This window comes from Paenibacillus favisporus (genome assembly GCF_040545415.1).
Classification (GTDB): Bacteria; Bacillota; Bacilli; order Paenibacillales; family Paenibacillaceae; genus Paenibacillus_AQ; species Paenibacillus_AQ favisporus.
This window is the reverse complement of record NZ_JBEPLV010000007.1, coordinates 37,787-51,899: the sequence shown is the minus strand read 5'-3', so window position 1 is coordinate 51,899 and position 14,113 is coordinate 37,787. Positions and strand designations below refer to the sequence as shown.

12 protein-coding genes are annotated in these 14,113 nt (G+C 54.0%); all 12 read left to right on the top strand.

Annotated features, from left to right (window positions below; genetic code table 11):
- Positions 1 to 192 precede the first annotated feature (192 nt).
- The 12 genes from lonB (at position 193) to hemB (ending at position 14,074) form a co-directional block, all read left to right on the top strand.
- Positions 193 to 1,947, top strand: a complete 1,755-nt coding sequence (gene lonB, locus ABID47_RS26550; RefSeq protein ID WP_354501296.1) for an ATP-dependent protease LonB — start codon at positions 193 to 195, stop codon at positions 1,945 to 1,947.
- A 90-nt stretch (positions 1,948 to 2,037) separates the two neighbouring features.
- Complete coding sequence (gene lon, locus ABID47_RS26545; protein WP_354501294.1) at positions 2,038 to 4,374, top strand: endopeptidase La; 2,337 nt, start codon at positions 2,038 to 2,040, stop codon at positions 4,372 to 4,374.
- A 17-nt stretch (positions 4,375 to 4,391) separates the two neighbouring features.
- Entirely contained in the window at positions 4,392 to 5,036 is a 645-nt protein-coding gene (gene yihA / locus ABID47_RS26540; RefSeq protein WP_354501292.1) for a ribosome biogenesis GTP-binding protein YihA/YsxC, read from the top strand.
- Positions 5,037 to 5,370: 334 nt separating this feature from the next.
- Positions 5,371 to 5,958, top strand: a complete 588-nt coding sequence (locus ABID47_RS26535; protein ID WP_076174350.1) for a non-ribosomal peptide synthetase module — start codon at positions 5,371 to 5,373, stop codon at positions 5,956 to 5,958.
- Positions 5,959 to 6,266: 308 nt separating this feature from the next.
- Entirely contained in the window at positions 6,267 to 6,665 is a 399-nt protein-coding gene (speD, locus tag ABID47_RS26530; protein WP_089548381.1) for an adenosylmethionine decarboxylase, read from the top strand.
- Between the two features lie 118 nt (positions 6,666 to 6,783).
- Positions 6,784 to 7,311 carry a hypothetical protein gene (locus ABID47_RS26525; protein ID WP_147306314.1) on the top strand — a complete coding sequence of 176 codons (528 nt, stop codon included), beginning with the start codon at positions 6,784 to 6,786 and terminating at the stop codon, positions 7,309 to 7,311.
- 300 nt (positions 7,312 to 7,611) lie between these two features.
- Positions 7,612 to 9,000, top strand: coding sequence for a glutamyl-tRNA reductase (gene hemA / locus ABID47_RS26520; RefSeq protein WP_076174358.1), 1,389 nt, complete (start codon positions 7,612 to 7,614; stop codon positions 8,998 to 9,000).
- A gap of 119 nt (positions 9,001 to 9,119) precedes the next feature.
- Positions 9,120 to 9,842 (top strand): cytochrome c biogenesis protein CcsA, encoded by a 723-nt coding sequence (gene ccsA / locus ABID47_RS26515; RefSeq protein WP_145141996.1) that lies wholly within the window; start codon positions 9,120 to 9,122, stop codon positions 9,840 to 9,842.
- 5 nt (positions 9,843 to 9,847) lie between these two features.
- Complete coding sequence (locus tag ABID47_RS26510; RefSeq protein ID WP_435530671.1) at positions 9,848 to 10,498, top strand: precorrin-2 dehydrogenase/sirohydrochlorin ferrochelatase family protein; 651 nt, start codon at positions 9,848 to 9,850, stop codon at positions 10,496 to 10,498.
- Positions 10,498 to 11,454: a hydroxymethylbilane synthase gene (gene hemC, locus ABID47_RS26505; protein ID WP_354501938.1), complete on the top strand. Its 957-nt coding sequence runs from the start codon at positions 10,498 to 10,500 to the stop codon at positions 11,452 to 11,454. Before ABID47_RS26510 ends, hemC begins: the two co-directional genes overlap by 1 nt.
- A gap of 11 nt (positions 11,455 to 11,465) precedes the next feature.
- Positions 11,466 to 13,019 (top strand): uroporphyrinogen-III C-methyltransferase, encoded by a 1,554-nt coding sequence (gene cobA, locus ABID47_RS26500; RefSeq protein WP_354501287.1) that lies wholly within the window; start codon positions 11,466 to 11,468, stop codon positions 13,017 to 13,019.
- Between the two features lie 56 nt (positions 13,020 to 13,075).
- Entirely contained in the window at positions 13,076 to 14,074 is a 999-nt protein-coding gene (hemB, locus tag ABID47_RS26495; RefSeq protein ID WP_105446159.1) for a porphobilinogen synthase, read from the top strand.
- Positions 14,075 to 14,113 lie beyond the last annotated feature (39 nt).

Sequence of the window (14,113 nt, the reverse complement as noted above, 5' to 3'; positions counted from 1 at the left end):
CTTCTTTTTTGAATGTGGGCGGACATTTTCCAAAAAAGATGCAAAAATCCCGGCCCATCCCGTTTACTCATGGGTGAAAAGGCTATACTACCATGTATCAGGCTAACGAACCTATTTCCGGCAAGATGATTTATCGATCTAAAACCATGCCGGAGGAGAAGCCACTGAACTGAGAATCGGGAGGGATTTACTATGGATTTAACCATGATTATGATGCTGGTACAATTTTTCTTTGCGATCATCATCGGCGTCTATTTTTGGAATTTGCTCCGCGGGCAGAAGACGAACCGCACCGCGGTGGATCGGGAATCACGCAAAGAGATGGATAAGCTGCGCAAGCTGCGTTCGGTTTCGCTGACCAAGCCGCTGGCCGAAAAAACGAGACCGCAGTCGCTGCAGGATATCGTCGGACAGAAGGACGGGCTTCGTGCGCTGAAGGCCGCGCTGTGCAGCGGGAACCCGCAGCATGTCATTATCTATGGGCCACCGGGAGTCGGGAAAACGGCAGCCGCCCGGGTCGTGATGGAAGAGGCCAAAAAAAATCCGGCCTCGCCATTTAAAGCCGATGCCAAATTCACCGAAATCGATGCGACCACCGCCCGTTTCGACGAGCGGGGGATTGCCGATCCATTAATCGGATCGGTCCATGACCCGATCTATCAGGGGGCGGGCTCCATGGGCGTCGCCGGCATTCCTCAGCCTAAACCGGGTGCGGTTACGAAAGCGCACGGGGGAATTTTGTTTGTCGACGAGATTGGGGAATTGCATCCGATCCAAATGAATAAATTGTTAAAAGTACTGGAGGACCGTAAGGTCCTGCTCGAAAGTGCATACTATAATTCGGAGGACAGCAACACCCCGGCCTACGTGCACGATATTTTCCAGAACGGCCTTCCGGCCGATTTTCGTCTGGTCGGGGCAACGACACGCTCGCCGCAGGAAATTCCGCCGGCGCTGCGTTCGCGCTGTATGGAAATCTTTTTCCGCCCGCTGCTTCCTGAGGAGATCAGCCGCATTGCGGAGGATGCGATTCAGAAGATCGGTCTGAAGCCATGCCCAGAGGCGGTCGAGGTTGTGAAGCAGTATGCGACCAACGGACGCGAGGCGGTCAATATCATTCAGCTGGCAGCAGGTTTGGCGTTGACGGAAAAAAGGGACTCCCTGTCGGCTTCCGACGTCGAATGGGTAGCAAGCAGCAGCCAGCTTCAGCCCCGTCCGGACCGGAAGGTTCCGGAGCGTCCGCAGGTTGGCCTGGTCAACGGCCTTGCCGTGTACGGTCCGAACATGGGAGCGCTGCTTGAAATCGAGGTGACTGCCGTTCCTGTCGCCAAAGGACAAGGTATCTACAATATTACCGGAGTCGTCGAAGAGGAAGAGATCGGCGGGGGCAGCTCCAGAACGCTGCGCCGCAAGAGCATGGCGAAGGGTTCCATCGAAAATGTACTGACCGTTCTGCGCTCCATGGGTCTCTCGCCTGGGAATTACGATCTGCATATCAATTTCCCTGGAGGAACGCCGATTGACGGTCCTTCCGCCGGCGTCGCCATGGCTACCGCCATCGTTTCGGCGATGAAAGGGCTGCCGGTAGACAATCGTCTGGCCATGACGGGCGAAATCAGCATTCACGGTAAAGTGAAGCCGATCGGGGGCGTTATCGCCAAAGTCGAGGCGGCCTTCCAGGCAGGAGCAACGACAGTGATCATTCCGAAGGAAAATTGGCAGACCCTGTTCGAGGATTTGAACGGTCTGCGCGTCATTCCGGTGGAGTCGATCCAGGAAGCGTTCGGGCATATTTTCGGAAGCGAGCTGGATCGTCAGGTCGACAGCAGCGCAGAGGAAACGATCGAACCCAGCGCGGCCCCGGAGACATTCCCGGCAGCTTCAGCTTCCTTCCTGCATGCCAAGCCTGCGCGTAACAGCCAAATAACGGATGCCGGCTCCTGCTGATCAGGCTACAAAGATTGGTGTTTTATGTGAACATTTGCTAAAATAAAATCGAATGTCATAACCCTGAGAACGGCTGGAGGTGCAAAAGCGATGGGGCCCAGTAAATCAAAAGGCCGCCGGTTTCCTTTACTGCCTTTGCGAGGCCTTCTAGTCTACCCGAGCATGGTTCTGCATCTCGATGTAGGCCGGGAGAAATCGGTCAAAGCGCTGGAAAAAGCAATGGTGGAAGATAATTTGATTCTCCTTTGTTCTCAGTCCGAGGTGAACATAGAAGAACCAACGCAGGAAGATATTTTCCGGGTTGGCACAGTCGCCAACGTCAGACAGATGCTGAAGCTTCCGAACGGCACCATCCGGGTGCTGGTGGAAGGGATGGAGCGCGCTGAGATCATTCAGTACACGGACAATGAAGAATATTACGAAGTCATTGCCCGCGAGCTGAAGGAGGAAGACAGCGACGATCCTGAAGTGGATGCGCTGATGCGTACGGTACTCAGTCAATTCGAGCACTATATTAATTTATCGAAAAAGGTAACGCCCGAGACGCTTGCCGCGGTGTCCGATATCGAAGAGCCCGGCAGGTTGGCCGACGTCATTACGAGCCATCTGTCGTTAAAAATCAAGGATAAGCAGGACATTCTGGAGACCGTCGACGTTGGCAAACGGCTCGAGAAGCTCCTCGATATTCTGAATAACGAACGCGAAGTGCTGGAGCTCGAGCGCAAAATTAACCAGCGCGTCAAGAAGCAGATGGAAAAGACGCAGAAGGAATATTATTTGCGCGAACAGATGAAGGCGATTCAGAAGGAGCTGGGCGAGAAAGAAGGCCGCGCCGGAGAAGTCGAAGAGCTGCGTGAGCAGATGAACAAGCAGGAGCTTCCCGAAAGGGTCAAAGAGAAGGTGGAGAAAGAAATCGACCGTCTCGAGAAAATGCCTGCAAGCTCGGCGGAAGGCGGCGTGATCCGCAATTATCTCGATTGGCTGCTTGGCCTTCCGTGGTCGGCTAAGACCGAGGACGATCTGGATATCCATAAGGCGGAGCAGGTACTCAACGAGGATCATTACAGCCTCGACAAGCCGAAGGAGCGCGTACTTGAATACCTGGCGGTTCAGAAGCTGGTGAAGAAGATGAAAGGGCCGATTCTGTGCCTGGTCGGACCTCCGGGTGTTGGTAAAACTTCGCTTGCCCGGTCGATTGCCAAATCGCTGAACCGCAAATTTGTCCGGATATCGCTCGGGGGCGTGCGGGATGAAGCGGAAATCCGCGGTCACCGACGCACCTATGTGGGAGCGATGCCAGGGCGGATTATCCAGGGAATGAAGAACGCGGGTGCACTGAACCCGGTATTCCTGCTGGATGAGATCGACAAGATGGCTTCGGATTTCCGGGGAGACCCGTCTTCGGCACTGCTGGAAGTGCTCGATCCGGAGCAGAACAATACGTTCAGCGACCATTTTATCGAGATTCCGTTCGACTTGTCCCAGGTAATGTTTATTACGACGGCGAATGCCATTCATAATATTCCGCGTCCGCTGCTGGACCGGATGGAAGTGCTCAACATTCCGGGTTATACGGAACTGGAGAAGCTTCAAATCGCCATGCGCTACCTGCTGCCGAAGCAGAAACGGGAGCATGGCCTGAACGAAGACCAGCTGGAGATCGGGGAAGAGGCGCTCATGAAAGTAGTCCGCGAGTACACCCGGGAATCCGGCGTGCGGAACCTGGAGCAGCAGGTCGCGGCATTGTGCCGGAAGGCTGCGAAGATCATCGTATCCGAAGAGATCGATAAGATTACCATTGAGCCGGACGAGGTCAAGGACTATTTAGGCAGCCCGAACTTCAGATATGGCGTGGCCGATCTCGAGGATCAGATTGGTGCGGTAACCGGCCTGGCCTGGACCGAGGTCGGCGGCGTAACATTGATGGTCGAAGTCACGGTCGTGCCGGGATCCGGCAAGCTGACCCTGACTGGCCAATTAGGGGACGTGATGAAGGAATCGGCGCAGGCCGCTTTCAGCTACACGCGTGCCAAAGCCGATGAGCTTGGCATCGACCCCGATTTTCATGAGAAGAATGATATCCATATTCATATCCCTGAAGGGGCGATTCCGAAAGATGGACCTTCGGCAGGCATTACGATTGCCACGGCCCTCGTGTCGGCCCTGACCAAGAAACATGTCTCCAAAGACATCGCCATGACCGGTGAAATCACCCTGCGCGGCCGGGTGCTGCCGATCGGCGGACTGAAGGAGAAATCGCTGGCTGCGCACCGCGCCGGCTACAAAAAAATACTGCTCCCCAAAGACAACGAGCGGGATCTGCGCGAGATTCCGGACAGTGTCAAAGAAGAAGTGGAGTTTGTTCCGGTGTCCCATATGGACCAGGTGCTGAAGCATGCACTGGTGGAGCAGGCGGGAGTGCACTAGAGAGGGTTTTATTTAACATGAAAGTTACGAATGCAGAATTTATTATCAGCGCCGTCGGCCCTGACCAATATCCTGTGGACGCCTTGCCGGAGATTGCTCTGGCAGGGCGTTCCAATGTCGGCAAGTCCTCGCTCATCAACCGGATGATCAATCGGAAGAACCTGGCGAGAACAAGCTCGACCCCGGGCAAAACCCAGCATATGAACTACTATCGTATTAATGAGGCTTTGTATTTTGTGGACTTCCCAGGGTACGGCTACGCCAAAGTGTCCAAGACGCAGCGGGCCGCCTGGGGCAAGATGATTGAGAAATACATGCTGGAGCGGCAGACGCTGAAGCTGGTTCTCATGGTGGTGGATCTTCGCCACCCGCCGACCAAGGATGACATCATGATGTATGACTGGCTTCAGCATTACGACATCCCGATCTGCGTCGTGGCTACGAAAGCAGATAAAATACCGAAGAGCCGCTGGCAGAAACACGTCAAGCAAATGAAGGAGGGGCTCCTTCTCCGCAGCACTGATTTGTTCGTCATGTTTTCTTCGGAGCTGGGCGTGGGTAAAGAAGAGTTATGGGCTGTGATCCAGTCTTTTGTAGAAAGCAGCGATTCTCCACAGTCCGGAGCGGTTCCGCAGGAAGGGCAGCAGCAGGAGAACCTGTAACGCCTCAACCTAACGGAAATGCGATAAATTCGCTGTATACTATAGGGATTCAGACTTTTCGCGGGAGGAAAGTGAGCATCCCATAAGATTTTTCGGCTACAATCCGGTTTAATCCGTTATTTTATGAAATATGAAGGAAATTCATGGTTCGCTCAGCAAGCCAATGCTCGAGGATGTGCTGTATAATAATACTAAAGGTTGTTTAAAGAGGCCTTGAGCTCCTTTAACGATCTTCACCCGCCATGTCCGGCGGAAATTTTTCTTGCGATTATAGAATCGAACCGTGCCGGAGCACATCATTCTGTAATCATAAAAAAGAATTGAGGAGATTTTTATGGCTCAGCGGTTAGCCACAGAGTATGTTCAAACTACTTTACAAATGACGGAGCAGCAATTGAACCAATTTTTGCATTCGGCGGAAAGCTGTCATGTGCATCCTTATGTGAAAGTACTGGATGGCGGAGGACAAGAAATTGTGCTTGAAGACGAAAGCGGCGAGGCGGTTCATCTCCCTCTGGAGCGTAAAGGTTCGTTATACATCTGTGAATTGTCTTGCCGCTTGGTGAACCCTCATCTGACAAACGCGGTCCGCAAACTGTTCGTCGCCTGCAAAGGAGACGGAATCGTCAATCGCATTTATCAAGGATTCACAATGATGTATTATTATGAAAAAGGCTCGGTTCGCAAAATTGCGGAAGTTACGACTTCCCAGAGTAAGCTGGTGTATGAATATAAGCATACGGCCGGAGAACTCCAGCGAATGTTCCAGCTCACCGAGGTCGAACAGGAAATATCCCGTTTATACCAAGATATTAACTTTTGGCTCGATGAACGGAACAAAGCGGTGACCCCTGAACAGATTGCTGTTATTGACCAGAAACTGCGCCTCACCACACATAAATGGTTTGCACTTGAGGCTTGAGATGGCCTCGGAGAAAGAGAACCCTTCGGTAACCGAAGGGTTCTTTTTATGTCTCAAACGCCCGGTAAAACGGGTCGGGTGACGCGGGGATGAGTGGCTAAAAATAAATATTTGCAAAGGATAAAAAAGGGTTGCAATTAGTGCGGATAGATGTTATTTTTAATCTCGTTGAAAAGAATTATATAGGAACCAGGATTCACTCAGGACATTGAATGTTGCGAGAGATTATTCCCTCGGGAAGTGAATGACGTAGGTCCTAGCGGATGAAATTTTCAAACATTTTATTCCTAGGAAGGGGGAACCGAAGGATGGAATATTCAACTTTCGGAAGACACGTTGCTGTTGATACTTGGGGTGTAGATTTTGACATGCTGAATGACGCGGAATTTCTGCAGGCTCAAATGGTTGAGGCAGCCGAAGCATGCGGTGCTACAGTCATGTCGGTACAATCCAAGCAGTTTGAACCACAAGGCGCTACAGTACTCGTATTGTTGTCAGAAAGCCACCTCTCGATCCACACGTATCCTGAGAGAGGATTCGCAGCGATCGACTGCTACACTTGCGGTGAGACGGTAGATCCACAGTTGGCCATTGATTACCTGGTATCCGTATTGAAACCTGAGAAAACTTACGCCAAGAAACTGGTGCGCGGTTTGGGTGAATTGACGGTAGAAACCCCTGAACTGAAACAGACCGAGCTGGTGTAACTTCGCGGCACGAATAACGATATCTAAATCATAACCATGGACATCTCCATGGTTATTTGTTTTTTTGGACCCCCATACAATGAGTAGTAAGCTTGTTAACAGGGAGGTTCGCTTAAGCGTGAGAAGGAGAAAACAGAGGGATTTGCTGTTTGTCGGTCTGCTGCTGGTCCTGCTTGTCAGCCTTGTCTACCAAGGATACCGGATGATGTGGCCTCATACCGAAGGAGAGAATGCCGAAAGGATGCTGTTCGAGGTGGCCCAGTTTCAAATGCAGGTGCTGGGAACGTCCCTGGCGGATGCGGCTGGCAGTTCGCGCACCGATGAGCTGAACGCCCTCAAGCTGGCTGCTTATTCGGCGTCGTATGCTCACGACCGGCTGGCAAAAACATTTGGGGACGGTGCTGTCGATCCGCTTAAACCGGTCGGTGATCTGGTTAATGTAATCACAGAGTGGCAAATCGGCGGCGACCGCCTCCTTACCGACGCGGAGAAGGACATGCTGCTTCGGTACAGCCAGCTGTATGCAGGTGTCATGCCTGTATACGAAAAGCTGCTGAGCGAGGACGGGCACGTGATCGCCTCGCAGGCGGGCCAGCTGAAGAAAATCGGCAAAGAACTCGCCAAGACGCTGGAAGAAACGCAATAAAGAGGGTATAAAGCCCAGTGCTTTGTGACACAATAAATCACATGTAATTTCATAAACATTTCAAAAATAGTTCAGAGAGAGCAGGACATTTGTGATATAATGAACACGTTGTTAATGAACTACCGTAAGAAAAACGTCTATCGACGTACCTTCAAAGAAGACAGACCGCGTTTAAATGTAATTTTTCTTGCAATATCAGGAAGCCATGGCTCTGGAGTTTATACTTTCTGATATTATCAAAAAAAACGTCCTGAACTGGATCTTTTTTTTTGAAATGAAACATAGGCAGGTGAACACGTAATGCACATCGTCGTTGTCGGATTAAACTATCGTACAGCGCCTGTAGAAGTGAGGGAACGTTTTACATTTGATCAAAGCGAACTTCCAAAGGCACTCAGCCAGCTGATGCTGACGAAAAGTGTAATGGAAGGCGTGATTGTGGCTACGTGCAACCGCACTGAAATATACGTGGTGGTAGACCGTCTTCATATGTGCGGATATTTCATCCGCAGTTTTGTGGAGCAATGGTTTGACATCCCAAGAGAAGAATTTACAAAGCATTTATATATATATGAAGACGAGCAGGCCATTTCCCATTTGTTCCGGGTGACCTGCGGCCTGGACTCCATGGTGATCGGGGAGACGCAAATTTTGGGTCAAGTCCGCAGCGCCTTCCTGCAAAGCCAGGAGGAGAAAGCGACGGGCACCTGGTTCAACATGCTGTTCAAGCAGGCTGTGACCCTTGGCAAGAGAGCCCATTCGGAGACTTCCATTGGGGAAAGCGCAGTGTCCGTGAGCTACGCGGCCGTTGAGCTGGGCAAACGGATTTTTGGTATGTTCAACGACAAGAAGGTGCTCATTCTCGGAGCCGGCAAAATGAGCGAGCTGACCGTCAAGCACCTGTACGCGAACGGGGCCGAAGAGGTGATCGTCGCCAACCGGACCCTCGCGCGGGCGGAAGAGCTGGCCAGCAAGTTTCAAGGTACGCCGTGCACGATGGAGCAGGCGATTGCCCGGCTCCACGAAGTGGACATCCTGATCAGCTCGACGGGTGCCAAGGATTACGTGCTTACGCCGGCGCAGGTCAGCGAGAGCATGAAGAAGCGGCAATCCCGGCCGCTGTTTATGATTGATATCGCGGTGCCGCGGGACATTGATCCGGCTATCGCCGAGATTAGCAACGTATTCCTGTATGATATTGACGATCTCGAAGGAATCGTTGAGAGCAACCTCGAAATGCGCCGGGCCGAAGCGGCGAAGATCGAAGTGATGATCGAAGAGGAGAAGACGGCGTTCTATCAATGGCTCAAGACGCTCGGCATCCGGCCGGCGATCCGTGCGCTTCAGGAGAAGTCCACGGCGATTCATGAAGAGACGCTGGAAAGCCTGTTTAACAAGCTGCCTGAACTGAACGACCATCAGCGCAAAGTCATCCGCCGGTTGACCAAGAGCATCGTCAATCAGATGATGCACGATCCGATCAACCGCTTGAAGGAAATGGCCGGCGGCAAGGAAGGCAACGAGGCGCTAGAGTTTTTCACACATATATTTGCTTTGGAAGAGGACATGAATGCGTCCGGTCATGGCAGCAGCGTCATGGAGAAATCCGGCAAGGTTCCGCAAGGGAATAGCAAGAACCCATCGGACATGAAGCTGTCCAAGGTTTCTTTGACTCCTGCAAGCCTGTAAGCCGGTAGGGGGAGTTGACATTGCTCACTGGTTTTTACGATGCCGGCATTTATATCTACGCCCTGAGCCTTCTGTTTTTTATCTCGGATTGCATACGACGCAATCAGGGGGCAAAGCGGATGGGTACAGGGCTTCTTGTTGTAGTTGGCGTTTTGCAGGGAGGCGCGCTTCTGATCAGAGCGTGGCAGGAGAGCATGCTGCCGATCTTTACTCCATTTGATTTTTTGCTCTTATTTTCATTTAGTATCGTCATCGCCGCGCTGATCCTGAACTGGGTGCAGCGGTCGGAGTTTGCCGTCCTGCTGCTCGGCATCATCGGATTCAGCGCCATGGTGCTGAACCGTTTATGGTTTGCGGCGGGGAATAACCCGCTGCGTCATTGGGAGACGGTACACGGCCTGCTCATTCTGCATATCACGCTCGCCAACCTAAGCTTCGCCGTTTACACCATTGCCGCCGTATTTGCCGGCATGTATTTGTTTCTTCATAGAAGGCTGAAAGGGAAAAAATGGAGCGACACCGTCCGCCGGCTTCCGAGTCTTGAGCTGATGGACAAGTATACGTACCTGCTCGCATCGATCGGAACCCCGCTCTTATCCGTTTCGTTCATCGTCGCGGTGCTGTCGCTTATTTCCGAAGGCAAGCTCAGCCTGCTGCTGGATTTGAAAGTAGTGGCTACGCTTGCCGGACTGGCGATTTATTATTTTTTTCTGATTCGTAAACGTTCCAAACAGCATTCCGGTCAAGTGATGGCCCAGTGGATTCTGATCGGATATGCGTTTATTATATTTATTTTCGTACTGAATACGTGGTCCGATTTTCACCGTTGGACAGGAGAGTGAGTCCTTTGTCGGTATATTTGCCCGTAATGCTGGATTGCAAGGGGCGCCGCTGCGCCGTGGTGGGCGGCGGGGCCGTGGCCGAAAGAAAGGTAAACTCCCTGCTTGCGGCTTCGGCCGATGTGACGGTGATCAGTCCGGAAGTGACACAAGGACTGCGGCAGCTTGTAATGGAAGGCCGGATCCGCTGGATTTCCCGCGAGTACGCGGCGGGAGATTTGGCGGGGGCCTTTTTGGTCTATGCGGCAACCTCCTCGCCTGAAGTGAACGGTGCCGTGATCGATGAGGCAGAGCGGATGGGTGCGCTGGCAAACGCAGCCGGCGGCAGTAGGACGGGTTCTTTTATCAGCCCGAGCGTGCTTCGCCGGGGCAGGCTGGTGATCGCCGTGTCCACATCAGGCGCCGGACCGGCGCTGGCTGCGAAGATTTGCGACAGGCTGGAGGAAGAATACGGCCCCGAATACGAGGAATATCTCGAATGGATGTACCGGATGCGCAGCAGCATCAAGAGGCAGGTTACGCGCCCGGAAACCCGGCAAAGATTATTAATGAAAGCGGCAGATCTTGAAGTGCTGGATGAAATCCGCAAGGGCACGTTTGAGCCGTGGGATACGGAACAAATCAAGCAATGGATAGCGAACAACCAGGAGGAATCATGATGCGGACAATCGTAGTAGGCAGCAGACAAAGCGCATTGGCATTAACGCAGACAGGGCAGGTCATAGACCAGCTGAAGCAGCTGTGCGCGGAACACGGGTTTGATTTTCAATTCGAAGTGAAAAAGATCGTGACGAAAGGCGACCGCATTCTGGATGTGACGTTGTCCAAGGTCGGCGGGAAAGGCTTGTTCGTTAAAGAAATCGAGCAGGCTATGCTGGACGGTGAAATCGATATGGCCGTGCACAGTATGAAGGACATGCCTTCGGTTCTTCCCGAGGGTCTGATGAACGGTGCGGTGCCCCGCCGCGTCGATCCGAGGGACTGCCTCATTTCCCTTCATGGGAAAAGCATTGACGAGCTTCCGCAGGGAGCGAAAGTGGGAACGAGCAGCCTGCGCCGCTCCAGCCAGCTGAAGGCTCACCGGCCGGACCTGGAACTGGAGCCGGTTCGCGGGAATATTGACTCGCGTCTGCGCAAGCTCGAGACGGAAGGCTTTCAGGCGATCATTCTCGCCGCTGCCGGGCTGTACCGCATGGGCTGGGAGGATAAAATCAGCTCGTATATTCCGGTGGAGACCTGCCTGCCGGCTGTTGGCCAAGGAGCTCTCGGCATCGAATGCCGCGAAGATGATGCCGATCTGCGCAAACTGCTTGATTTGTATAACGATAAGGAATCGGAGCTGACCGTTGCTGCCGAACGCAAGTTTCTCGCCGTACTGAACGGCGGCTGCCAGGTGCCGATCGGGGCACACGCCGTACTCGTTCCGTCCGATACGGAGCATTCCCAAGAGACTCCGCCCGTTATACAATTAACGGGAATGGTAGGATCTCCCGAAGGGGACGTCATTTTAAAAGAAACGCTGACGGGAACGGATCCACTGAAGCTTGGGGAAGACGTTGCCAATAAGCTGATTGCCCAGGGAGCCGAGACAATTCTGGAACAGACCAGGGAGTAGGGGATGAGAACATGGCGGGAAGAGTATTTTTGGTGGGAGCCGGGCCCGGGCATGCCAAATTAATTACGGTAAAAGGGCTGGAATGCCTGCAAAAGGCGGATGTCGTCGTGTATGACCGCCTGGCGGGGCCGCAGCTGCTGCATTCACTCAAGCCGGGAACGGAAAAAATATACGTCGGCAAGCTCCCGGACCGCCATACGATGAAGCAGGAAGAGATCAACCAGCTGCTGGTGGACCTTGCCCTGCAGGGCAAAACGGTCGTGCGGTTGAAGGGCGGCGATCCGACGATATTCGGACGCGTAGGTGAGGAAGCCGAACTGCTAAGGCGAAACGGCATTCCGTATGAAATCGTGCCCGGCATTACGGCGGCGATCGGGGTACCGGCGTACGCAGGCATTCCGGTGACCCACCGGGATTTGGCCTCTTCCTTGTCCATCATCACCGGGCATGAGAGCCCGGACAAGCTGGACCGGATGATCGAATGGGACAAGGTCACGAACGCGACCGGAACGCTGGTCTTTATGATGGGCGTGGCCAAGATCGGTTATATCGCCGAGCAGCTGATGCGCCATGGACGCAAGCCCGACACGCCGGTGGCCTTGATCCGGTGGGGGACGCGGGCGGAGCAGGCGGTGCTCACCGGGACGCTCGCCGACATCGCGGAGAAAGTGAAGCAGGCGGACTTTCAGCCGCCGGCCGTCATCGTTGTCGGGGACGTCGTGCGGCAGCGCGAGCAGCTCAAATGGGCGGAGTCGCTGCCGCTGTTCGGCAAGCGAATCCTGGTCACCCGCTCCCGGGCCCAGGCAAGCGATCTGGTCAACCGGATCGAGGAGCTCGGCGGGGAGCCCTACGAATTTCCGGTGATCGAGACGGTGTATCCCGAAGCGCCCGAGCTTAAGCAGGGCCTCAAGGACGCCTTCGACCGGCTCGGTGAATACGACTGGGTGTTCTTCACCAGCACCAACGGCGTCGACTACTTCTTCCGCCATTTGAAGGAGCAGGGGAAGGACATCCGGCAGCTGCATACGGCGCGGATTGCGGCGGTCGGCCCGGCCACAGCCGAAGCGCTCGGGCAGCGGGGCATCATCCCCGTGGAGCTGCCGGACCGCTTCCAGCAGGAGGGACTGATCGAGTCGCTGGGCAGTCAGCTGCTCGCCGGCCAGAAGGTTCTCCTTCCGCGCGGGGATCTGGCACGAAACTGGCTGCCTGAGAAGCTCGCCGAGATGGGACTCGAAGTCACCAGCGCCGTGATGTATCAGACGATCGCCGGGCGGGAGGACGATCCCGAATTGATCCGGCTGCTGGAAGAGGGCGGGATTCATGCCGTGACGTTCACCAGCTCGTCGACGGTGAACAATCTGCTCTCGATTTTGCAGCGGATGGGAGTACAGGACCCGGCAGCGCTGCTGCAGGGCGTGGAAGTTGCATGTATTGGAGAAATTACGGCCAAGACAGCCCGTGACGCGGGACTTGAAGTAGGCATCATTGCCGAAGAAGCGACGCTGGACAGCCTTGTCCGGTCGCTGTGCCTGTGGAATGCGGAAGCTGCGGCCGCATCAGAATAGAAGGGTCTGGGATGACCCTGGACTCGTAAATATCTACCAACAGGAGGTTTACAGCTATGAGTTTTCCAATGGTAAGACACCGGCGCCTCCGCCAGTCCGCGGGCATGCGGAACATGGTGCGCGAAACGGTGCTGAACGTGAATGACCTGATCATGCCGATTTTTGTAACCTATGGAGAAAACATAAAAAACGAGATTTCATCCATGCCGGGAGTCTATCATTTTTCGCTGGACCGGCTGAAAGAAGAGGTGGACGAAATTGCCTCCCTCGGTATTCCGGCCGTGCTGTTGTTCGGCATTCCGGAAACGAAGGACAGCATCGGCTCCTCGGCCTTTGCGGAAGACGGCATCGTGCAGGAAGCGACACGCCTGATCAAGTCCTGGTATCCGGACCTGCTCGTCGTAGCCGACACCTGCCTCTGCGAGTTTACGGATCATGGACACTGCGGCATGGTGCATACGTATGAACGGGATGGCCATGTGTGTGGCGACGTCATGAACGATGAATCGCTGGAGCTGCTGGTCAAAACGGCGGTGTCCCAGGCGAAAGCCGGCGCCGATATTATCGCCCCGTCCAACATGATGGACGGCTTCGTGCAGGCGATCCGCGCAGGGCTTGATGAGAACGGATTTGAGCATATTCCGATCATGTCTTATTCGGTCAAATATGCTTCCGCCTTCTACGGCCCATTCCGCGAAGCAGCCGACTCGGCACCCCAGTTCGGCGACCGCAAAACGTACCAGATGGATCCGGCCAACGCACGCGAAGCGCTGCGTGAAGCGGAATCCGACGTGCTTGAAGGGGCCGACATGCTGATGGTCAAGCCTTCTTTGTCTTATATGGACATTATGCGCACGCTGAAGGATCAGTTCGACCTTCCGCTCGTCGCCTACAATGTGAGCGGGGAGTACTCCATGGTCAAAGCGGCGGCCATTCAAGGCTGGATCGACGAAAAAGCCGTAGTGCAGGAAATGCTGACGAGCATGAAGCGCGCCGGCGCGGATATCATTATTACTTATTTTGCCAAAGACGTGGCCCGGTGGATCAAGGGATAACCGAAGCATCGGAGCAAAATCCCCGCTTAGCGGGGTGAT